We start from the raw sequence: 22,695 nt of genomic DNA, 5'->3' as shown, positions 1-22,695 counted from the left end.
CCGGTCCTGTTCGCACAGCCGGGGGCGATTTCTATTTAAGGTAGATGGACAAACTCCAAAATTTTGCCTTTTTCACGTCCCAATGCACCCCTAGGAAGCAACAGTGTTTCCAAGAGGTTATAAGACTATGCGCATTCTCAACATCGTTATCGCAGGCGCCGCTATCGCCAGCCTATCTGCCTGCAACTTTATTCAAAACCTATCGACTGACTCCGGCTTCCGAACTCCGTCTGCATCTGGATTTTATTCAAGCGGTATCGACATTACTCGTTCGGGTCGTGAGATCGACGCGTCGGGTGATGGTTTTGCCTATGCCGCAGGCGGCAAAGACGGCGAAGGTCTGAAAGCAATCTCAGGGTTGATCCCTGGCACCGAAGTCAATTTCCGGCCAAATACGGGAAGCGGCACGTTTACTGGACGTTACGAGCTGTCGCAGATCAGCGGCATCGATATCAATGGCGATGAAATCTACGGCTTTGCTTCTAACGTTTCGGGCGCCATTTCGCTAAACGCTGATTTCGAGAACGACACACTGACGGGAAGCGCTGGCAATTTGACCGTGAATGGCACGATGGACGGACGCACTTTGGGTGGCACCGTGGTCTATCGCGGATTGAGCGGTCCGTTACGTGGCTTGGTCGGTGGCGATAAGACTGTGGGTGCGTTCCACGGTAACAATGCCAACCTGATTTATGCAGGCGGATTTATCGCTGATCGTGAATAGTTTGACTCAGGTCAAAGTCGCCTGATCCCTGATCTGTTCTATAGGCTGTGCGAACAGGTCAGGACGAACAGATGAACACTCCCGAACCCCCTAAATTATTTGCGCCGCAGGAACCGATTTTCCCGCGGCGTGTCACCGGTTTTTTCCGCACGATGAAGTGGTGGATCATGGCCGTGACGCTGGGCATTTATTACCTCACGCCGTGGATCCGTTGGGATCGCGGGCCCGCGCTGCCTGATCAGGCGGTGCTGGTTGATATGGCGCATCGCCGTTTCTATTTCTTCTGGATCGAGATTTGGCCCCACGAATTCTACTTCGTAGCAGGCCTTTTGATCATGGCTGGTCTTGGCCTGTTCTTGTTCACCTCGGCGCTGGGCCGTGTGTGGTGCGGTTATACCTGTCCGCAAACTGTTTGGACCGACCTGTTTATCCTTGTCGAACGCTGGATTGAAGGTGATCGCAACGCTCGTGTTCGGTTGTGGAAAGCAAGCTGGGATATCAAGAAGTGGCGTCTGCGCCTGACGAAGTGGTTCGTATGGCTGTTGATTGCCGTCGCCACTGGCGGGGCGTGGGTGTTTTACTTCACGGATGCGCCGACGCTGGCCCAAGATTTGATCGCGGGCACGGCCCATCCGGTTGCCTATACGACTATCGCCATCCTGACTGGGACCACATTCCTGTTTGGCGGTTTCATGCGCGAACAGGTCTGTATCTACATGTGCCCATGGCCGCGCATCCAAGGTGCGATGATGGATGACGATACGTTGACTGTTGCCTACCGCGACTGGCGGGGCGAACCGCGTGCGAAGAAACGTCTCGAAGACACTGGCGATTGTATTGATTGCATGGCCTGCGTGAACGTCTGCCCCATGGGCATCGACATTCGTGAAGGGCAGCAGATGGAATGTATCACCTGTGCGCTTTGCATTGATGCCTGCGACGACGTCATGGACAAGATCGGCAAGCCACGCGGTTTGATCGACTATCTGGCGCTTTCTGATGAACCTGAGGAACGGGCAGGCAAGCCGCCAAAACCCGTGTGGAAACATATCCTGCGGACCCGCACGATCCTGTATACAGCACTTTGGTCTTTGATCGGTTTCGGCCTTGTGTTCGCGCTGTTCATTCGTGCGGATATTGACCTGACGGTCGAACCTGTCCGCAATCCACAGTACATTGTGATGTCGGATGGATCTGTCCGGAACACCTATACGATCCGTCTGCGCAATAAACACGGTGAACCCCGCGACTTCCGGATTTCACTGTCCGCCGATACAATCCTGCGGATTGCACAAGAAGGGTCTGATACGAATATTCTGACGGTCGCGCCCGACAGCACGACCCAAGTCCGCGTCTATGTCATTGCACGGCCACAAGACCCGGCAGCGACCGAACAGACCACGGATCTGCGGTTCTGGGTCGAAGATGTTGAAAACGGTGAACGCGCCCATAGGGATAGCGTCTTTAACGGAAAGGATCAGTGATGACTGAAGCTGTTCAAAAAGAACTGACAGGCCGCAAGGTGTTGTTGATCGTGTGTTCTGCATTTGCTGTGATTATCGGCGTGAACCTGACGTTGGCCTATAAGGCGGTCGCGACATTCCCGGGGCTCGAAACCAAGAATTCCTATGTCGCGAGCCAAGCTTTTGACGCCAATCGCGCCGCGCAAGAGGCGCTGGGCTGGGACGTCAGCGCACGTGTGGAGGCGGGTCAATTGCGTCTCAGCATCATGCATGATGGCGAACCAGTGAAGGTCGACATTCAGTCTGCAGTATTGGGCCGCGCGACCAATGTGTCCCAAGATCAGACACCTGTTCTGGCCTTTGATGGACGGGACTACGTCGCACCCGTGTCGCTGGAACGTGGGAACTGGAACCTGCGTCTGGTCGCACAGGCCGAAGATGGCACGATGTTCCAGCAACGTATCATTGTGGAGACAGCCAGATGACGATGTCAGCATGTCCAGCATGTGACGCAGCGCCTTTGGCGGAAGCCGTCGCAGGCCGTGCGGTTGTCAGATCCGATATGATATTGTCCTTACCCGATATTCATTGCGCGGCCTGTATCGGCGGCGTGGAACGGACGCTTTTGGCTCTGCCAGAGGTCAACGCAGCCCGCGTGAACCTGAGCCGCAAACGCGTCGTGATTGATGCGCCTGCGCTAGAGGTTGATGACGCAATCGCAGCCCTTGATGCGGCTGGATATGCAGCGATGGAACTGGATAGCGGACTGCTTGAAGGTGCCGATCGCGATGCCAAGGGGCGTGCGTTGCTGTTGCGTTTGGGCGTCGCGGGTTTTGCGATGATGAATGTGATGTTGTTTTCGGTCGCGGTGTGGTCAGGGGCAGCGCAAGCCACCCAAATCATGTTTCACTGGATTTCTGCGGCGATTGCCGTGCCTGCGCTCGCGTTTTCTGCACAAGTGTTTTTCAGCCATGCATGGACTGCGCTGCGTGTGGGTCGATTGAACATGGATGTTCCGATTTCATTGGCGATCATCTTGGCCGCTGGCATGTCCGTTTACGAAACGGCGCAAGGCGGACATCATGTCTATTTTGATGCGGCGTTGTCTTTGACGTTCTTTTTGCTTGTGGGGCGGTATCTGGACCACCGGACACGGATGGCAGCACGGTCTGCGGCGCAGGAACTCAGCGCGCTGGAAGTTCCTCGGACTAGTAGGATGGAAGACGGCAAACCAGTGACAGTGAATGTCGCTGACCTGAACCTTGGCGATGTGATCGTGGTTCACACTGGTATGCGGGTGCCCGTTGATGGTGTCGTACAAAAAGGGCGGTCCGAGGCGGACCGGTCATTCCTGACCGGTGAAAGCATGCCATTGATCGTCGGGCCGGGTGACGTGGTTGCAGCGGGTGACGTGAACCTAAGCGGCCCACTGACAATCGAAGTCACAGCAGTCGGCGAAGACACCACGCTGCGCCGGATGGCGGCACTTGTCGAAACGGCAGAAGGGGCGCGTAACCGCTACACCGCTTTGGCAGATCGGGCCGCGCAAATTTACGCGCCCGCCGTGCATTTGCTGGCCTTCGTGACCTTTGGCGGTTGGATCTTTGCGTCCGGCGACATGGTTCTTTCGCTGAATATTGCGATTTCAGTGCTTATCATCACATGCCCCTGCGCACTTGGTCTTGCTGTGCCTGCGGTGATGACTGCAGCGTCGGGTCGCCTGTTCCGGCGTGGTCTCTTGGTTAAGAACGGCACGGCTTTGGAACGTCTGGCAGAAGTGGACACCGTCGTGTTTGACAAGACCGGCACGCTGACCGAAGGCGTTGCACGCATTGATACGGACGAGTTGTCACCGGAAGAACTGGCCGTGCTGTCAGCGCTATGCGCATCGTCGAGCCACCCCGTGTCACGCGCAATCATGCAAGCCATGCCACAAGATGTCGTCGCGGCTGATGTCCAAGATGTCCGCGAAGCTGCAGGGCTGGGTGTCGAGGGCATCTGGCAAGGCCGGATCGTTCGTATTGGACGGGCCGAATGGGTCGGCGCAAAACGGTCGCCCGGTCTGTGTATTGGTCACGACTCTCCGGTTGAACTAGCGTTTAGTGAAACTTTGCGCGCAGGCGCCGAAGATGCCGTCGCCGCCTTGAAGTCCGCTGGTTATCAAGTGGCCGTCTTTACCGGTGATACGCCTGAGGCTGCCAAAAAACTGGCCGCGACTTTGAACATTCTTGATGTACGTGCCGACATGCGTCCCGAAGAAAAACTGGAGGCCATCCGCGATATGACCGGTGCAGGCCGCCGCGTCCTGATGGTGGGCGACGGGCTGAACGATACGGCGGCGCTGGCTGCGGCACATGCGTCGATGTCACCTGCGTCAGCTTTGGACGCGTCGCGTGCCGCTTCAGACATCGTTTTGTTGGGCCGTAGTCTTTCCGAAATTCCGGATGCCGTCGCGACAGCCAAGTCCGCGCGTGCTCGCGTGATCGAAAACTTTGGGATTGCGGCGGGTTACAACGCGATTGCGATCCCGATCGCGGTCATCGGGTTGGCGACACCACTGGCAGCAGCCGTCGCAATGTCCGCGTCTTCTATTACTGTGCTGTTGAATGCACTTCGTCTAAGGTGATCGATATGAATGTTTTGATTGTACTTGTTCCGGTGTCTTTGGTCTTGGCCATCGCTGGGTTGTTGACGTTTCTATGGACGTTGCGCAGCGAACAATATGATGACCTGGACGGGGACGCGTGGCGGATTTTGGTGGAAGATGCGCTTAGCCCGCAAGAACGCGCAGCCATAAAGGGCCATTCGGACGCAGGGTGATCTTTGGTTCGAGATTTGGCGCTGGGCCAACGGCCTCGAACTTTAGGCGTGCATAGGTTTGTCCAATGACTTCGGCGGCAATAGCACGGGCCATATGCAGCCCGATACAGCGATGCTGTCCAAGCCCAAACGGAATATAAGCGTGGCGATGCCTGTCCGTTTCACTTGCGTGACGGGTTGGGTCAAAGTGATTGGCATCGGTCCAAAAGTCCGGATGTCTGTGGATCAGGTAGGGCGAAATCAGCACGCTGGATCCCCGCGGGATTGTGAAGCCGCCGATGGTATCGGTCTGGATTGCTCGGCGTTCGACGATCCAAATTGACGGATAAAGCCTGACTGCTTCCGCGAATATATGCGCGGGGTCGTTGGTGTGCAGCGCGGCATCGGGGTTTTGCGCAACCGCATAGAATGCCCAAGCCAATGCGTTTGCCGTCGTTTCATGTCCGCCAAGTAATAACGTCACTGCCGCGTCGCGAAGTTCCTGATCAGTTAGTCCGGCGTCGCCCTCTGCTTCGTGCGCGGTGATGAGTTGGGACAGCAAATCGTCAGGGCGATTGTCGGACGCACGTCGGGCATGGATCAAATCAAGAATCACATCGTCGATGGTTTGTACGGCCTGTTTGAACGCGGGGCGGTGCAGGTGGCGTGATAGCATCGCCGGATCAAGCGGTGCTTCTAACCTGCGCCACGTGTCTTGCAGAATGACCTCTAGCGCCGCCTCGATCCGCGCAGCATCGACACTGGATGAAAACAGAATACGGGCAGAAATGGCGATGACGAGATGCATCATCTCGGCGACTATGTCGATCTTATCCGCAACAATCCAGCGATCTAACAAAGGCGCGAGCTCAGACGCAACGACGCGGCTTATGTCGTTGAACATCTTTGGCTGGAACACGGGCTGGATAAGACGCCTATGGCGCGCCCATGCGTCCTTGTTCGCCGACAGCAGGCTATCGCCGCAGGTCGCCCTAATCCGTTCCGCGCTGCGCGTGTTTTTATCATAGCGGTCAGGGTGGCGGGACAGAACATGGGCAATATGATCAGGATGATTGATCAGATGCGTGGTGACTGGCCCGAAACGAAGCCGCACAACATCGCCGTGATCGCGCGCCGCATCCCCGAGCAGACCAAGCGCATCGGTTTTCAGATCGGCAAGCGACCCCCAGATTATGCTACCCTGCGGTCCCGGTGCGCGGGTCACTTCGGATAATCCCAAACATCAAAACTTCGGGACCATCTGTCGGCCACGACGGCTTTGGTCGCGTCATCTAGCGGAGAGAAACTGTTCTTTTTATAGCCAGCGATACTGTCTAAATAGGCCTGCACCTTGTGTTTGTAGGCGTCGAAACCTGCAAGGTTGAGGTGATCGTAGACTTTCGAAAGCTGCGCAATCGGGTCGGCTTCGAGCGCGTCAAAGGTGACTTCGCAAATGCGATCTTTGGGGAGCAGCGCAAGGTCCTCGAAATAGGCATCATACATGATTTGGTGGCGCTGCAGGATACCCTCGTCAATCTGATCAAGGTTGGGACGTTGCATATACATGTACCACGTGGCCGTATCGAAGAAATGCCGTTGCGATTGAAAAACGCGATAAGGGTCGCGGTGTATGTGGACGAAACGCGCGTCTGGAAACATTTGCAGGATGGTTTTGATCCGCGCCGTGTGTGGTGGTGATTTCAGCAGCAAAGCACGCGGATCATTCAGCGTCAGTTTCTTGCAGAAATTTACAAACGCAGACTTCCAAGCAGCGACCTTGTCCGGCGCCACATCACGAAATGTCAGTTCCTCTTCGTAGTGCTGGCCCGTTTGAGGAAACGAAACGGCAAGGTAAGCTGACCGTTGCGACATGATCAGCGGCGCAAATTCATCTTCTTGCGGGGATTGAAACGACATCGGCATGTTATCCATCGGCCGCTTTGCGGGGATCATCCACGCGAACAGTTTGGACACTGTGCTTTCCGTGGTCAGAAAAGTCAGCGGGTTCGTGACCTGAAACGTGTTGGGGGCGTGAAACAGGACGTCATCCTGCGCCATCAGATCGTGCAGATGTGTCGTCCCGCTGCGCCAGTGCCCAAGGATGAAAACCGGCGGCTGCGTGATTTCAACGGCATCGATCGCTGCGCCATACCGTTTGCGTTCGATAAATGCGTTCAACGAATTCAGCGGACTAACAAGCGTAATTGCGGCGGCGCGGTGCAAATAGGCTGGTGATATCCGGAACCTGTTTTCGGCCAAGACCTGCATCCAATGCCCAAAGGTCAGACCCATCAAGAAATTCTGTTGCAGGCTCCAACGATGTTTGAGCTTGGGCTTCATAATACGCACCATTGTTGAACTGCGCCTAGTGTGGCGCAGTTATAGGGTATCCGCCACTGTTATGCGTGGAAGGGGCTTTATCCCGCGGGACGTGTCCAGATTTCGATGCGGGTATCACGCGCAGTGGTGGCCCCATTCGGCAAGCACCCTGTTGCGCCCAAATGTCCGTAACCTGAAGCGGCAAGCGTGACATTTGGGCGATTTGCGGCATCCGGAGCAAAAGCTTGAAACGCTGCAAGAATATTCTCGGCTGCGGTTTGCGTGGACAGGACAGCGTCAGCGCCAATGTTCTGCGCATGAAAGCCGACAAAGTGGATTTCCTTATCGTCCAATACGCCACTTTGGATCGCATCGCGCAATCTGACGAAATGGGCACGCGTCCATGCGCCTTCTGTCTGGGTTAACTCGCCGTCTGTAAATGCGGCCGACAATTGCTGCGCGTTTGCCAAAAGCTGTATCAACTTGATGGCTGATTGCTTTTGATCCGCGTCGAGCTGCTGGCTCATTATGTTGGCAACCCGCCAGTCTTTGTCGTCGGTAGGGAGTTGCATAAGCGTGTGGGGCGAAAAATCGGCCTCTTCGAACATGTCGGGAATTCCGACTGACGCCGCTTTGTCGAATGCTGCGTGCATGACTTGGGTCTCAAGAGGCGTGTTGTGAACGGCCAGCGTGGGTACCGTAAGGGGGTAATCGCCTGCGCGTATTTCAAAATCCGTGGCCGCGTGGGTGACACCGCAGCTATCCACGATGTCCAACGTATTGGTCGCCCCGACCATTTCTGTCGGAACGATGCTCATCCCGCCGGGCAATGTCGACAGCCCTGTCATGATCGCACTTGCATCCGCCATCGAGAAAACCATGGGCGATGCGGGCTTGCGGGCAGGATCCAACACCACGGCTTGGACGTCCGCGTGCAATCGCGTGCCTGCTGCGGCTTGGATTGGAATGATATTCAGGTCGCTGCCGCCCAACTGCGACCAGTTGGTGATTTCACCAGCGAGCACCTGCGCCAGTTTGGGCATTGAGATATGATCGACACCAATCTCGGGCGATGTCACCACGCTGAGCGCTTTGATCGCAAGCAGCTGCGTGGGCGTGGAACCAAGAGTCCACTCTGCGATTGTTCCGGTTCGGTTCGCGGCTGCGGCGTCGCTGATGACGTTGGTGATGATGATATCACCTTGGTCGGACTGGGCAGATGGTACAAAGCTGACTTTGGCAATTTGGTCCTGCGTTTCGTTTCTTACCACGGTGTCGCCCGCACGTGCTGATCGGCTGGATGTCGCGGTTGTCGTCGTCAGGTAGGATTGCGCCAGCGAAAGATTTTCCGGCGACATCACGGCGATCGAGACAGCCTCTTCAATTGCTCTAAGTTTGACGCCCTCGGGGCAAGCGTTGCCCGCACAAGTAACTTCGGCGGCGGGAACGCTGACATCACCTGCTGATGTCGCGACCATCAAAGTCGTCCCGTCAAACGATAGGATTTCGCCGCTAATCGTCACAAGACCGCTTTCGTGGCGCAGTTCCACCGGCTCCGCCTGCACTGAGAAAGGTATTGTCGATATGGTGACGGCTAGCCCCGCTTTGAACATCTTACCTGACGGCATTATCGGCTCCCTCTTCGTATCGTCTTGGTGGTCTTGTTTTGCCGGATAACTGATCATTTGAATGTGTCGTTTGTTGGAATTCTGATCGCGAAAAGTGCGTCTGGGTTGCGCCCTTTCAGCGTGAGTAACGGAAAAGGTTAACAAATGAAGGCAATCAATACGCACCCGTGGGGCGAAAAAAGTGACGGTCTGGATTTATAGGTGCGCAAATTCAGGATGAATTCACCTTTAGATTGCGGGGTATTGGGCAAAAATGCGGCCAGAGCTGTTATTAATGTATGCATTAGCTCCCGTGTTTTGGACAAATAGTGTCGCTTTTCGGGATTCAGGTGTCGAATGCCGGGGTGCACTGAAAGGAATCACAGTCAACCAGATATACTTGGGGCCTAACCTTGGATCAGCAATTGCAATGCAACGGAAACTATCGCAGCTTAACGCCGCGACTGCGCGGGATGCCAGAAATGAGCCTGTCCCGGGCCGCGTCGCGCTAAAAATGGCGCTCTGACCGCAACGCGGACCGCCCAAGATGAAATCGCGATGGCCGATGTTGCACGGGGTACACTTACCCATGAAGCCATCACAACGGGAGAAAAAGAAATGAAATTGAAACTGGTTAGTGCAGCAGCACTTATCGCTGGCGGCGCATTTAGCGCGTCTTCTGCAGCAGCAGAATGTGGCGGCGTATCCATCACTGAAATGGACTGGGCTTCATCTGCTGTTGTGACATCTGTCGCAACATTCCTGATGACTGAAGGCTACGGCTGTGACGTGACTGTTGTTCCGTCATCTACAGTTCCTGCACTGACATCTTTGGCTGAAACTGGCGAGCCAGACATCCTGACAGAAGTTTGGGCCAACTCCACACCTGCCTACGAGCCGCTTTTGGCTGAAGGCAAATTGGTTGAGCTGACACATGTTCTGTCCGATGGCGGCGTAGAAGGCTGGTGGATTCCACAGTATCTTGCCGATGCACACCCAGAGCTGACAACGCTTGAAGGTATCATGGCGAACCCAGAATTGGTTGGCGGTCAGTTCCACGACTGCCCAACCGGCTGGGCATGTGACATCATCAACAACAACAACATCAATGCATCCGGTCTGGAAGCATCTGGCGTTGAGCGTTTCCAGCACGGTTCCGGCGAAACGCTTGCGACATCAATCGCATCTGCGTTTGCTGACGAAGCACCTTGGTTTGGCTACTACTGGGCCCCTACATCTGTGCTGGGCAAATACCCAATGGCACAAGTCGATGTTGGCGCTGAATTCAGCCAAGACGCACACACATGTAACGGTACAGTGGAATGCGCAGACCCAGTTCTGTCCCCGTACCCAGTTGCAAAAGTTGTGACTGCTGTTTCTGGCGCATTCATGGACCGCGAACCAGCGATTGCTGAATTGCTGAAGAACGTCACATTCACAAACGCCCAAATGGGCGAAGTGTTGGCTTGGCAGGATGACAACAACGCATCCTACGAAGAAGCAGCCGTCTACTTCTTGTCCTCTTACCCTGACGTATGGGGTAGCTGGATCAACGACGAAGCTAAGGAAAAGCTTGGCGCGTTGCTCAAGTAAGACCTTCATTTCGTGATAGTGCCCCCATTTGTGAAAACAGGTGGGGGCATTTGTCAAAATAAGAGACGGACGGGGACACATGGCATTTTACGACGGGCTTTTTAACGCGCTTGGCCTACGCGATTGGTGCGACAGAAATGCGTCCGACGCACCTATGTCGATGGCAGATCTACTTAAGCAAAATAATGCTGATGCAGTTGATCCGAATGCCGAGATTTTTCCGTTTCCATCTTTGGATAACCTGAACGAGGCCTGTTCCTCGATTGGACAAAGCAGGGACGTTACTGCTGCGATCGAGACTGGGTTTCTCGCGGCGAAGCCTGCTTTGAAAGCGGTTCTGGATCCGATCACACAGCCGCTTTCATGGATGCTTGATGGTGCGTTGTGGTTGTTTGAAGCAACACCTTGGTGGTTGTTGATTACTGCATTGTTGATCCTTGCATATTACGCGTCGCGTTCGATTGGCGTGACCATATTTGTGGCCATTTCACTGTTCGCATTGGGGCTTGTCGATCACTACGACGTCGCAATGCAGACCCTGTCGATTATCTTTGTCTGTACGTCGATATCGGTTCTTTTGGGGGTTCCTATCGGGATCGCGATGTCGAAATCTGACAGGTTGCAAAAGGCAACAGTGCCGGTTCTGGATTTGCTACAGACCTTGCCGACCTTTGTGTACCTGATCCCGCTAATCTTCCTGTTTTCAGTAACGGAATCAAAGCTATACGGTATCGCCATCATTCTTTACGCCATCGTGCCGGTCATCCGACTGACCGATCTCGGCATCCGCTTGGTCGACAAGGACGTGATTGAAGCGGCGAACGCGTTTGGCATGGATTCCAAGCAACGCTTGGTCAAAGTTGAACTGCCGTTGGCATTGCCGAACATTATGGCAGGGGTGAACCAGACCATCATGATGAGCCTCGCAATGGTTGTGATCGCATCGCTGGTGTCCGCACCGGGTCTAGGACGTAACGTGTTGATCGGTATTCGCCAGCTCGAACTCGGCGTGGGTATCGTTGGTGGTATTGGCATCGTGCTTTTGGCTGTGATCCTTGACCGTACATCTAAAGCTGCTTTGTCCCGTGTGGATAAGGCCAGCAAAGCAACGTCGCATTAAGGGCTGATGATATGAGTAATACACCCAAAGTCAGCCTGCGCGGCCTCTACAAGATTTTTGGCCCGCGGGACAAAGCAATGATGGAACATGTCCGGGCAGGGATGGGGAAACCTGAACTGCTCGATGCCCACAAACACGTTCTTGGTTTGCAGGATATTAACGTCGATATGCAAGCAGGCGAGATCACGGTTGTGATGGGCTTGTCGGGCTCAGGTAAATCGACACTGATCCGCCATTTGAACCGCTTGATCGAACCGACAAGCGGCGAAATCTTGGTCGACGGCGAAGACGTGATGCAGCTGAACCAAGTCGATCTGCGGCGCATGCGCCAAGAAAAAATGTCGATGGTGTTTCAGAAATTCGCGCTTTTGCCACACCGGACTGTTCTGCAGAACGCGGCGATGGCGTTGGAAGTCCAAGACGTCCCGAAGGCAGAACGTGAAGCCGAAGCAACCAAATGGTTGGCCCGCGTTGGCCTTGATGGTTACGAAAACCGCTACCCGTCTGAATTGTCCGGCGGGATGCAGCAACGTGTTGGTATTGCACGTGCTTTGACGTCTAACTCTGACATTATGCTGATGGACGAAGCGTTTTCCGCGCTTGATCCGCTGATCCGGACCGACATGCAAAACCTGCTGCTTGAGCTTCAGGTCGAGCTGAAAAAGACGATTGTCTTTATTACCCACGATCTTGATGAAGCGCTGAAGCTCGCGGATCACCTGGTCATTCTGAAGGACGGTGCGGTTATTCAGCAGGGCGAACCGCAGGGTATTCTGCTGAACCCAGCGGACCCGTACATTGAAGACTTTGTCAGCGACATCAATCGCGCGCGCGTTTTGCGTGTGCGGTCTGTCATGTCACCTTTGGTCGACGGGACTGAATACGCAGGAGACGTTGAAGCCAACGACAACCTTGAAAGCCTGATCGCACAGTCGGAAGGCGATACCCGTCTGGTTTACCGCGTGATGAAAGATGGTGATGCGATTGGTCAGCTCGATATGCGGGTGCTTGTAAAAGCGCTGGTGCCGCGGGTGTCATCGGCGGCTTAAGCCAAAATGCATTGTGAAACGCCGGGCCATGAAAATGTGCCCGGCGTTTTGCGTTTTCAAAAGCGAGTTAACCTAGTGTTGTATTCTTGATGCGACTCTAAGGTTGTTGATTTTGCCATCTGGCGGGAATCGAAATCGGTCGCTACTCCTGTTGAACGGGAGTGGGGGCGCTCTTGCTTTGAAGGCCATATTTATGCGCTGCCTTTTTTTATTACTGGTTTTGCTTGTACCTTTTGGGACAGCTTCACACGCGCAATCGCGTGATGCGCTGGGTGAAGGACGTTTGTTTACAAACGATTTTTTCGGTGATGGCCGTGACCGTTATCAAACTGGCAGCTACGTCCACAGTTTTGTGCGCGGCCCCAGCAATTGGGACAGGACACCGTTAGAATTCGGTAGCATCAGGGAATATCGGCTGCGTTCGGCGATTATGGCGTCTGACGGAATTGGGGATGCCCCGGGCGATCGCCCATATGCTGGGGCGTTATCGCTGGGTGTGCACAGCCATTTTGGACAGGATACATTTCGTGGTACGGTTGGTGTCGATGTCACAGCGATCGGGCCACAAACGGGCCTATCCCGTTTCCAAGAACGGGCACATGACCAACTCGGACTTGCACAGGTGCGGTTCACCGATAGTCAATTGGGAAACGCATTTCACCTTGGTTTAACGGCTGAAGCAGCGGAAAACGTTCAATTGACCGACTTTATCACGGCAAGACCATTTGCCGAATTACAAATCGGTCCAGAGGACGTCGCACGTTTCGGGGCCGATGTCGTGCTGGGACGGAACATAACGTCCGATATTTTGATTAGGGATGTGACGACTGGACATCTTTATCATGGAACGGAGACTGCAGATTCTGGGTTCGCATTTGTTCTTGGTGCGGATCTAGCTGCCGTTGCCGATAGTGCGTATTTTCCAGCGGAACGGGGCGTTGTCGCGACGGACCGACGGGGCCGATTGCGTGCTGGCATGCATTGGCAAAGTGAAAGCGACACTTCAGTGTTTTACGGTCTCAGTTACCTAACACCCGAATTTGAAGGGCAACCAGAGGGCCAGCTGACTGGGTCACTGAAGCTTAATTTCAACTTCTGACCAAGAACTTACGCGATATACTTGACGTGACTTGATTGGTTTACGGCAATTGGCCTAGGCTCACTGCAAGAACGCTGCACGAAAAAGATGTAGCGACTTGTGAGGCAGAGGTAATTGGCATGAAAACGGGCTTTCGTGGCACGTTCGTTATCCCGTGGGCACAGACTGCGATTGATGGGGAAATGTCCCCGAACGTTTGCGCAGTCAAACCAGGTGTCGGTTGGGTGTGGACAGGCAATACAACGCGGGTCGATGGACCGAGCGACGTTTTGTTGTTGGATAACCCGCTGGGGCAAGCCGATTTGCGGCGTCGTGCCGGTCTGAAAGTCCAGCAGATGTTTGGCGATGCGCTTCAGTCTCCGACGCAGACCGACGATGAAGAACTCACCATTTTTGGCAGTTATTTTTCGGTCACCGACGGGCGCGATCTTTGGATCGTGACTGTTATTGGTATGGGGGCGGGCAAGAAGCCCTTACTCATGTTCCAAGACACAGTGCCCCCGCAAGATACGGTTTTGTGGGTCGTCAAAGAGGAAATCAAAGCGTCGGTAAGGCACGCGCCATCACAAGATGCGGGTGGCGTGATATGTTTCACGCCCGGAACCGCAATTATGACGCCAGACGGCGCCCGTGACGTTTCCGCTTTGATGGAAGGCGACTACGTCCAAACGCAAGATAACGGCAAAGCCGAAATTTTGTGGATCGGGCGTCGCTTGATCTCTGGCGCGCGAATGAAGGCACAACCCCATCTCCGGCCAATCCGACTGCGTGAAGGTGCATTGGACAAGGATGTCCCAGACGCCGGGCTTTTGGTGTCACCGGATCATCGTATGGTATTGCGGGGGGCGCGCGCGCGCACATTGTTCAACGCGGATGAAGTTTTAGTCTCTGCGAAAAATCTAGTTAACGACAGCACCATCGTGCGGGCGCACGGCCTAACCCACGTCACCTATATTCACATGATGTTAGGGCAGCACGAGATCGTATTTGCGAACGGTGTGCCCACTGAAAGTTTCCATCCAGCAAGTGCGGCTCTTGGTTCGCTACGGAAGGAAGAACAATCAAGACTTTTGACCCGCGTTCCTGAAATTCGAGGTAATCCAATGGCATACGGCGGCTACGCACGCCGCAAGTTGTCCGCGAGTGATGCCGCTATCTTACAGGCGGATGCTCGCGCGCCGCGCCGATTTTAATTAGGTTTCTGCCCATTCAGAAACGATCAAGCGCCCGATACGATTGATTTCGCGAACCAGAAGATCGAGATCTTCGAAGGTTGTGCGGTGATTTGTGATGTTCACACGGATCGCGTTTTTGCCATCGATCAACGTCGTGGATGGCGCTGCGATGCCGTCTTCCTGCAGGCGCATAACAATTTCATCGTTGAGCAGGTCGATTTTGTCATGCGGTGCATCATCCGGACAAAACCGGAAGCAGCAGATTTGCATTGGCACTGGTGCCAAACGTTCAAAGCCGTCAGTTTCATCAACCAACTTGGCTAGATATTGTGCTTGCTCGCAGTTTCGGGTGATCAATGCCCCCAATTTTTCCGTGCCATGTGTTGCCAGCTGCGACCAAACTTTCAAGGCACGGAAGCCGCGCGACAATTCAGGTCCATATTCGGTCGGCCATGGGTTTCCTGCAGCAAGCCCACGATCCGCGCCCTTCAGATAGTCCGGACGTTCTGAAAACGTGCGTCTGTGTGTGTCTTCAGAACGCATCAAGATCATACCGGCGTCATAATTGACGTGCAGCCATTTGTGGAAATCAAACGCAATAGAGTCAGCTTTTGACAGCCCCTTCAGTTTGGGGCGCAGCAGATCGCTCAGCATACCGGGCGCGCCGAAAGCACCATCGACGTGGAACCACAAATCTTGATCCTTACTGATGCTGGCCAATTGGTCCAAATCATCAATGGCACCGACGTTAACAGCGCCCGCGGTACCGACGATCACAAACGGTGTGAAACCGGCTTTTCGGTCTTCATCGATAGCAAGTCGCAGAGCGTCGCAGTCAATTTCGAATTGCGCGTTGACCGGAATTTTGCGGAGCGCATCGCTGCCAATCCCAAGGATGTCAAAGGTGCGCGCGACGCAGGTATGGGTTTGTGTCGACGTGTAGCCGACCAATTTTTCGGGACGACCCGTTTTACGGCTTTCAAAACCAGTGATCCGATCACGTGCGGCTTTCAACGCGATCAACGTCGCAATTGATGTGCCAGAAACAATCAATCCGCTGCTATCCGCCGGAAAATCAAAGATTTCGCGGCACCAATCAACAACCTGTTTTTCAACGTAGATTGCCCCGTGATCACGCCCACCAAGGTTGGCGTTCATCGCGGCGGCGGTGATATCAGCCAGTATGTTCGACGGTGTGCCAGCCCCATGGACCCAACCAAAGAACCTTGGGTGCGTGTTCCCAACGCCATGGGGCATAAGCGCCTCCATTTGATTGGTGACATCGCGACCTTCGCGGGGCAACGGGCCAGTGAAACCTTGCTTTTGATCTTCTGGTAATGGCGTCCAAACCCGACCTTCGCGCGCAGCCATCATCTGGTTGATGGATGCGTCCAACATTTCATGCGCGGACGCCCGAAATGCGTCCCAGTCAGAAGGGTCTAGTGTCAGGTTATTGGACATTGCGGTTCTCCGAATTTGTCACGCGCAAATTGCATAGAAGACCAAAGGAAGACCACCCTCGCCATGCGGGAAAAGGGAAACCTGAAACTAATCTTTTGTTAGTTCGCAGGCTTTTCCGGCGGTGCAAAGCTGTTTGCATCGGCCCGGCGCCACCGTTGGCGATATTCGATGTGGTCTTCGCCTTCTTCGAGCAAGAATTTACGCGGCAAATACGGGAAAGCATCGGAGCCTTCCTTCATTTTGCTATCCGCTTCGCGTTGCATGAAGTGATAGGGCAAGAAACCGCGTGGTTCTTCAAGCCCAGCAGCACCAGCCATTTCACCCAATGCCTTCAGCGTTTCACGATGGTATCGTGCGACACGCTGGCTTTTGTTTTCAACATCAAGCGCTTTTTGGCGGATAGGGTCCTGCGTCGTGACGCCGACGGGGCAGTGATTTGTGTGGCAGGCTTGGGCCTGAATACAGCCAATCGCAAACATATAGCCGCGTGCCGAATTGCACCAATCCGCACCAAGCGCCAAAGCCTTTGCGATATGGAAGGCCGATGTAATCTTACCGGCCACGCCGATCTTGATTTCGTCGCGCAAACCGGCACCACGCAAAGTATTGTGCACGAAGGTCAAACCTTCGACCATCGGCATGCCAACATGGTTCGTGAATTCGATAGGGGCGGCACCCGTCCCGCCTTCAGTACCATCAACAACGATGAAGTCTGGCGTGATCCCGGTTTCAAGCATTGCTTTGACAATGCACATAAATTCACGACGGTGCCCGATGCAAAGCTTAAACCCGACGGGTTTTCCATCTGACAGATCGCGAAGTTGTTTAATGAACTGAACAAGTTCCATCGGTGTCGAGAACGATGAATGCGATGCAGGGGACACGCAATCCTGTCCCATCGGGATGTCGCGAGCTTCTGCAATTTCGGGCGTGATCTTTGCGGCTGGAAGCATCCCGCCATGGCCGGGCTTTGCGCCCTGCGACAGCTTGATTTCAATCATTTTGACTTGATCTTGTCCGGCGCGTTCCTTGAACTTTTCGGGATTAAAGTTGCCATCATCATCGCGGCAGCCAAAGTAACCGGACCCGATTTCATAGATAAGGTCACCGCCGCCTTCTTTATGGTAACGGCTGATGCCACCTTCGCCCGTGTCATGGGCGAATCCACCCATCTTCGCACCTTTGTTTAGGGCGCTGATGGCGTTGGCGGACAGTGATCCAAAGCTCATCGCAGAGATGTTGAAAAGCGACGCGGCATAGGGCTGTTTGCAATCTTTACCGCCGATGTCGACACGGAAGTCCGTGTTTTCGAAATGCGTCGGCACGATGGAATGGGTCAACCAGCCGTAACCGGCATCATAGACGCCTCGCATGGTCCCGAATGGACGCTTATCCTCGGCCCCCTTTGCACGTTGATAGACAAGCGCACGTTGTTCGCGGGAAAAGGGTACTTCTTCAAGATCGCCTTCGATTAGATATTGCTGGATTTCAGGACGAATCTTTTCGAACAAAAACCGCATATGGCCGATCAGCGGATAGTTTTTGGTAATCGCGTGCTTGGTTTGAAACATATCGTAGATGCCAAGCGCGGTCAGTCCCCCCGTGATCACGACAAGGGTGAAGGGCCAATCGTCAATGATCCAGCACAACCAAGCAATCACCGTAAGAATAGCTGCGACACAAAGCGCAAGATACCGTTGGTGTTCATAGATAATACGCAGCATGACGTGTCCTTCGCCGGTTCAATTGCCCCATTATTAGGCAGTGTCTTCACCGAAAGAGAACCATTAATTCGCTCTCAACGTCATCTTGACGAAAAAGTGCTAATCAGCCCTTACACTTTGATCAAAAATCGACGGTTACACCCGGCAAATTCAACGCTGAAATCAAACCGCGCAATTCGTTGCGTGCAGCGACGTTTGAAATGTTCAACCCCTTCACGCCAAGATCACGCAGATCAAGTAGGGTCAGACCCCGTGGAAATAGTTCGCGGAAGATCACACGTTCATTGAAACCGGGTGCTGTCCGAAATCCGATCCGCTTTGACAGCTTGGCAATCACCCGTTCCATTTTTTCCTTGTTGACCATCTGCTGCGCACCCATCCGGTTGCGCACGACGATCCAGTCGATCGGAGAAAGCCCCGCACGTGCACGCAGTTGGCGCGCATTCCAGACCATTTCGGAATAGACAGAAGGACCAGTGATTTCTTCACCATCGCTGTCCACGTGGGCCAGCAGATCAAAGTCAATGAAGCTGTCATTGAGTGGGGTGATCAAAGTATCGGCCAACGAATGGGCCACTTGGCTAAGCCGTGTGTGCGATCCTGGGCAGTCGATCAGAATGAAATCGTTTTCTGGTTCAAGTCCAGCAACGGCCATCGACAGACGATGATCGTGGATGTTTTCACCGTCAGGCACGGACGCCTGATCGATTTCTGGCAAATCCTGATAATCAGGGGTCGGCAGGTCCAAATCGCTTTTCGCCATGAATGCCGAACGATTGGAAATATAGCGTCCCATCGTCTTTTGGCGCAGGTCCAGATCCAGACAGCCAACCTTATGCCCCATCCGCGAAAGCGCCGTTGCAACGTGCATTGATACGGTGGATTTGCCTGCCCCACCTTTTTCGTTTCCGACAACGATAATATGCGCCACTGATTTACCCTCGTGCCCTTATTTTGTAGCAACCTTATGGTGTGTTTGCGCCTTGTGAAAGTATCGGCGTGAAATGGCTGATGTGTTTTCGCCAATGTGTGACGTGGTGCAACACTGTCGGGCGGCGTAGCGGGTTGACTTTGGGCGGAATTGCCACCATGTGCAGCTTAACCGATGCATCCTGCCCGCGTGAGCAGAGCCCGACCAAGCGGTCTAAGCAAGGCGTCGTCTACATTCCCGGTTCCCACATCACGCAGGGGGTCCAGCGCCTGATCGGCAGTTTTGGCACGTGGCCAGACCCGTCAGCATATGGGCGCAACCTGCAAGGGGTTTGATGCATCTGGCGTCAGGCCCAAAACGATTGATGCGGACCTGTGTTCGCACAGAAAGAGATTTATGGATTTTGATATGCTGGGCCTCGCGCCCCGTCTTGTGGCGAAGCTTGCTGAACAAGGCATCACCGACCCGACGCCTATTCAGACACAGGCTATTCCACATGCGATGAACGGCCGCGACGTGATGGGGCTTGCTCAAACAGGAACCGGTAAAACGGCTGCCTTTGGTCTGCCGATGATCGACGCGCTGATGAAAGCAGGCGTAAAGCCGAATGCGAAAACCGTGCGTGGCCTGATCTTGGCCCCGACACGCGAGCTGGCCAAACAGATTTCCGATAACCTGACAAACTACACCAAAGGCAGCCATCTGAAGGTCGCATTGGTCGTTGGTGGTGCAGGGATCGTGGCGCAGACAAAACGTCTGGCTGGTGGTGTTGATCTGCTGGTTGCAACACCCGGTCGCCTGATTGACCTGTTAGATCGTCGTGCGGTGCGTCTGGATGAAACAATTTATCTGGTGCTTGATGAGGCGGACCAAATGCTCGACATGGGCTTTATCCACGCGTTGCGCCGGATCGCGCCACTGTTGGCCAAAGATCGCCAAACGATGATGTTCTCGGCGACAATGCCGAAACTGATGTCAGAACTGGCTGATAGCTACCTGACCGATCCTGTGCGCGTGCAAGTGAACCCTCCGGGGCAGGCGGTGAAACGGATCAACCAGTCGCTGCACTATGTGGCACAAGCGGCGAAATCTGATTTGCTGGTAGAGCTGTTGGATGAACACCGTGATGAGCTTGCGCTTGTTTTTGGGCGAACAAAACATGGTTGCGAAAAGCTGTATAAGTTCCTTGAGAATAAGGGCTTTGCAGCCGCGTCGATCCACGGGAACAAATCTCAAGGTCAACGCCAACGCGCGATTGAAGATTTCAAAGCCGGTCGTGTGCGCGTGCTTGTGGCGACAGATGTTGCGGCCCGCGGGATCGATATTCCGGGTGTGCGGCACGTGTATAACTACGACCTGCCGAACGTTGCTGAAAACTATGTGCACCGGATCGGCCGGACGGCACGTGCGGGTGCCGAAGGCAGCGCTGTTGCGTTCTGTGCGCCTGACGAGATTGTCGATTTGAAGGACATCGAAAAGGCGATGAAGGAAGCGATCCCTGTCGCGTCCGGCACGCCTTGGGAAATCCAGCCCGGTCAGAAAAAACGGCCAAACGGCGGCGGCGGTGGCCGTCGCGGTGGTGGCGGAGGCGGCGGTGGCCGTGGACGTGGCGGCGCGCCGAAAGCGGCTGGTGGCGCAGGCAAACCCGGTGGCGGCAAGCCTGGTGGTGGTCAGCGGCGTCGGCGTAAGCCGGGCGGCGGTGGCGGTCGGAATTCATCCGCTGCATAAGTTTGAAGGCACCTCCAGTTCGACTGGAGGTGCCGATTTTTCTAGAAAACGCGGGACATCACCCGTATTTGCGGAACGCTTCCATTTCGAGGGCGAGTTTCGTCTGTAGTTCCGAGATATAAAGCATCTGCTGCCGTTTCTCGGCTTCATCCGTTACAGTCTTAAGCTTGTCCTGCGCGGCCAGAATTTGTCGCCGCAGTACAACGACAGGCGCCGTCGCATCCGCTTCCTTCATCAGGCGGGCAAGCACAGCATCTTGCGGATTATCTACGTGCGGCAGCGGTTTTCCTGCACCGGGCAAATCATCCATCTTACCGTCGCGTGTGGCTTGCTGAACGATTTGATCAATCAGGGAATCGAGCGGGTGTGCCATTAGTTGTGATCCCTATGAATTTGAACGTTGAAGCCTTCGTCCTCGCGCGGTGCCTCAAAATGCGCTGTCACCTGCGCAAATTGCGCTTCGGTCACCGAGAACGGGTGATTGCCTATGGCGTTTCGGGCGTGCATCCGCGCGATACACACGGCGTCAGGGACATCTAGCCAATGCAGCACGTGATCCGCATTCGCATTTCGTGTGATTGCTTTCATCCAAACACGCGTCTCGACAGTGTTGGCCGGAAAGTCGAGAACCACAGAGGTTCCAGCATTCAGGATGTTTATGACATGGTCCTGCAAAACCTGACGCAACCGTGCGGAAAAGCGAACGTAGTCCTTGAGTGTATTCATTTCGTCCGCAAATAACGTCTTCAGCCATACATCTTCAGACATAAGAACCGTTTGATCTGCTTCCGCCAAGGCCGCAGTTAACGTCGATTTCCCGGCGGCGATCTTACCACAAACGAGGTGCAGGGTAGGGCGGTGCGATGTCATATCTGTGTGGCCTTACTTGCGTCATTGCCAATTCTAACAACTGAATCAATCGCTGACCATGGTTCGACATCAAAGCGAAACGCAAAACGCCGCCCCAAAAGGGACGGCGTTTCGAAAATCGCGATGATCGTTCGCTTCTTAGAAGCCAAGACCAGCGTATTTGTTCTTAAACTTGGAAACGCGACCGCCGGCATCCATAAGACGCGTGCCGCCACCAGTCCATGCAGGGTGCACAGATGGGTCAACGTCCAGCGCCATAACGTCGCCTTCTTTGCCCCAAGTGGATTTCATCTGCACTTCTGTACCATCTGTCATTTTGACAGTGATGAAGTGGTAATCGGGATGGATATCTTTTTTCATGACAGGACCCCTTACGCCTTTGGCGCTTTGTAGTTGGTGACTTCTGCGATACGCGCGGACTTACCACGACGTGTGCGGAGATAGTACAGCTTGGCGCGACGAACGCGGCCACGACGTACAACGGTGATGCTGTCGATGTTTGTTGAGAACAGTGGGAACACACGTTCCACGCCTTCACCAAACGAAATCTTGCGAACTGTGAACGAACCGGCAATGCCTTTGCCGTTCTTACGGGCGATGCAAACGCCTTCGTAGTTCTGAACACGGGTACGGGACCCTTCGGTCACTTTGTAACCAACGCGGATGGTGTCACCCGCTTTAAAGTCAGGGATTTCTTTCCCCAGCGCAGCGATTTGCTCCGCTTCGATTTGTGCGATCACGTCCATGATACGCTCCTATGATTGGCACCGGTTGTCCGGTTGCGTTTTCGTCAGTCGCGAGAGCTTTTTGTCGTTATCGGGTCCGCTACTGCGCCCGCAAAAGATCACGTCGTCATTCTTGGTCGGTCGTCCGGCCTATCCGGTGAGGTCCGTTACAACGCAGTAACGCTCAATACCCGAATGGTTCCATAAACCACACACCAGAATCGCCTAGGGCGCCCGGTGATGGGGTCGTATAGGCGTCACGCGGTAAGGGATCAAGAAAAGATCGTGCCAAATGGCCTGCAAAAGCA

Annotated in this window: 21 protein-coding genes; 11 read left to right on the top strand and 10 right to left on the bottom strand. The window is 54.4% G+C overall.

From position 1 onward, the window contains the following. Positions 1-127: 127 nt before the first annotated feature. The 5 genes from K3729_15630 to ccoS all read left to right on the top strand — a co-directional run bounded on the left by K3729_15630 (position 128) and on the right by ccoS (position 5,007). Positions 128-724: a hypothetical protein gene (locus K3729_15630; GenBank protein UWQ98830.1), complete on the top strand. Its 597-nt coding sequence runs from the start codon at positions 128-130 to the stop codon at positions 722-724. Positions 725-795: 71 nt separating this feature from the next. Next, complete coding sequence (gene ccoG, locus K3729_15625) at positions 796-2,208, top strand: cytochrome c oxidase accessory protein CcoG (protein ID UWQ98829.1); 1,413 nt, start codon at positions 796-798, stop codon at positions 2,206-2,208. After that, complete coding sequence (locus K3729_15620) at positions 2,208-2,672, top strand: FixH family protein (protein UWQ98828.1); 465 nt, start codon at positions 2,208-2,210, stop codon at positions 2,670-2,672. Before ccoG ends, K3729_15620 begins: the two co-directional genes overlap by 1 nt. Continuing rightward, positions 2,669-4,813 carry a cadmium-translocating P-type ATPase gene (cadA, locus tag K3729_15615; GenBank protein ID UWQ98827.1) on the top strand — a complete coding sequence of 715 codons (2,145 nt, stop codon included), beginning with the start codon at positions 2,669-2,671 and terminating at the stop codon, positions 4,811-4,813. Before K3729_15620 ends, cadA begins: the two co-directional genes overlap by 4 nt. A gap of 5 nt (positions 4,814-4,818) precedes the next feature. Next, positions 4,819-5,007, top strand: coding sequence for a cbb3-type cytochrome oxidase assembly protein CcoS (gene ccoS / locus K3729_15610; GenBank protein UWQ98826.1), 189 nt, complete (start codon positions 4,819-4,821; stop codon positions 5,005-5,007). On the opposite strand, the gene K3729_15605 is transcribed toward ccoS, so the two are convergent. The 3 genes from K3729_15605 to K3729_15595 all read right to left on the bottom strand — a co-directional run bounded on the left by K3729_15605 (position 4,958) and on the right by K3729_15595 (position 8,933). After that, complete coding sequence (locus K3729_15605; GenBank protein UWQ98825.1) at positions 4,958-6,211, bottom strand: cytochrome P450; 1,254 nt, start codon at positions 6,209-6,211, stop codon at positions 4,958-4,960. The two genes, ccoS and K3729_15605, sit on opposite strands and share 50 nt — an antisense overlap. Continuing rightward, positions 6,208-7,326 carry a sulfotransferase gene (locus K3729_15600; GenBank protein UWQ98824.1) on the bottom strand — a complete coding sequence of 373 codons (1,119 nt, stop codon included), beginning with the start codon at positions 7,324-7,326 and terminating at the stop codon, positions 6,208-6,210. Before K3729_15600 ends, K3729_15605 begins: the two co-directional genes overlap by 4 nt. Before the next feature lie 77 nt (positions 7,327-7,403). Then, on the bottom strand, positions 7,404-8,933 hold the full coding sequence (locus K3729_15595) for a hypothetical protein (GenBank protein UWQ98823.1): 1,530 nt from the start codon (positions 8,931-8,933) through the stop codon (positions 7,404-7,406). A 597-nt stretch (positions 8,934-9,530) separates the two neighbouring features. Here K3729_15595 and K3729_15590 point away from each other — a divergent pair. The 5 genes from K3729_15590 (at position 9,531) to K3729_15570 (ending at position 14,966) form a co-directional block, all read left to right on the top strand. After that, positions 9,531-10,505, top strand: a complete 975-nt coding sequence (locus tag K3729_15590; GenBank protein ID UWR01089.1) for a glycine/betaine ABC transporter substrate-binding protein — start codon at positions 9,531-9,533, stop codon at positions 10,503-10,505. Positions 10,506-10,584: 79 nt separating this feature from the next. Further along, entirely contained in the window at positions 10,585-11,625 is a 1,041-nt protein-coding gene (locus tag K3729_15585; protein UWQ98822.1) for an ABC transporter permease subunit, read from the top strand. A gap of 11 nt (positions 11,626-11,636) precedes the next feature. Continuing rightward, positions 11,637-12,674 carry a betaine/proline/choline family ABC transporter ATP-binding protein gene (locus tag K3729_15580; protein UWQ98821.1) on the top strand — a complete coding sequence of 346 codons (1,038 nt, stop codon included), beginning with the start codon at positions 11,637-11,639 and terminating at the stop codon, positions 12,672-12,674. Between the two features lie 193 nt (positions 12,675-12,867). Continuing rightward, a complete protein-coding gene (locus tag K3729_15575) occupies positions 12,868-13,773 on the top strand; it encodes a lipid A deacylase LpxR family protein (GenBank protein UWQ98820.1) in 906 nt (301 codons plus the stop codon). Between the two features lie 119 nt (positions 13,774-13,892). Further along, positions 13,893-14,966 carry a Hint domain-containing protein gene (locus K3729_15570; GenBank protein UWQ98819.1) on the top strand — a complete coding sequence of 358 codons (1,074 nt, stop codon included), beginning with the start codon at positions 13,893-13,895 and terminating at the stop codon, positions 14,964-14,966. Here the strand turns inward: K3729_15570 and K3729_15565 are convergent, their stop codons facing one another. The 3 genes from K3729_15565 to K3729_15555 all read right to left on the bottom strand — a co-directional run bounded on the left by K3729_15565 (position 14,967) and on the right by K3729_15555 (position 19,064). Further along, positions 14,967-16,409, bottom strand: coding sequence for a cytochrome D ubiquinol oxidase subunit I (locus K3729_15565; GenBank protein ID UWQ98818.1), 1,443 nt, complete (start codon positions 16,407-16,409; stop codon positions 14,967-14,969). It abuts the gene before it with no gap. A gap of 98 nt (positions 16,410-16,507) precedes the next feature. Further along, positions 16,508-18,133 (bottom strand): FMN-binding glutamate synthase family protein, encoded by a 1,626-nt coding sequence (locus tag K3729_15560; GenBank protein UWQ98817.1) that lies wholly within the window; start codon positions 18,131-18,133, stop codon positions 16,508-16,510. Between the two features lie 121 nt (positions 18,134-18,254). Further along, positions 18,255-19,064, bottom strand: a complete 810-nt coding sequence (locus tag K3729_15555; GenBank protein ID UWQ98816.1) for a division plane positioning ATPase MipZ — start codon at positions 19,062-19,064, stop codon at positions 18,255-18,257. 396 nt (positions 19,065-19,460) lie between these two features. Here K3729_15555 and K3729_15550 point away from each other — a divergent pair, with 396 nt between their 5' ends. Next, positions 19,461-20,792, top strand: a complete 1,332-nt coding sequence (locus K3729_15550) for a DEAD/DEAH box helicase (GenBank protein ID UWQ98815.1) — start codon at positions 19,461-19,463, stop codon at positions 20,790-20,792. A gap of 58 nt (positions 20,793-20,850) precedes the next feature. Here the strand turns inward: K3729_15550 and K3729_15545 are convergent, their stop codons facing one another. The 4 genes from K3729_15545 to rplS all read right to left on the bottom strand — a co-directional run bounded on the left by K3729_15545 (position 20,851) and on the right by rplS (position 22,408). Next, a complete protein-coding gene (locus tag K3729_15545) occupies positions 20,851-21,165 on the bottom strand; it encodes a DUF1992 domain-containing protein (protein ID UWQ98814.1) in 315 nt (104 codons plus the stop codon). Beyond that, entirely contained in the window at positions 21,165-21,662 is a 498-nt protein-coding gene (locus K3729_15540) for an ATP-binding protein (protein ID UWQ98813.1), read from the bottom strand. Before K3729_15540 ends, K3729_15545 begins: the two co-directional genes overlap by 1 nt. Positions 21,663-21,800: 138 nt before the next feature. Beyond that, positions 21,801-22,022, bottom strand: coding sequence for a 50S ribosomal protein L31 (gene rpmE / locus K3729_15535; protein ID UWQ98812.1), 222 nt, complete (start codon positions 22,020-22,022; stop codon positions 21,801-21,803). An 11-nt stretch (positions 22,023-22,033) separates the two neighbouring features. Continuing rightward, complete coding sequence (gene rplS / locus K3729_15530) at positions 22,034-22,408, bottom strand: 50S ribosomal protein L19 (GenBank protein UWQ98811.1); 375 nt, start codon at positions 22,406-22,408, stop codon at positions 22,034-22,036. Positions 22,409-22,695 lie beyond the last annotated feature (287 nt).

It is taken from the genome of Rhodobacteraceae bacterium S2214, from assembly GCA_025141675.1.
In the GTDB taxonomy this organism is placed as follows: Bacteria; Pseudomonadota; Alphaproteobacteria; order Rhodobacterales; family Rhodobacteraceae; genus Yoonia.
This window is presented reverse-complemented; position numbering and strand designations above follow the sequence as displayed.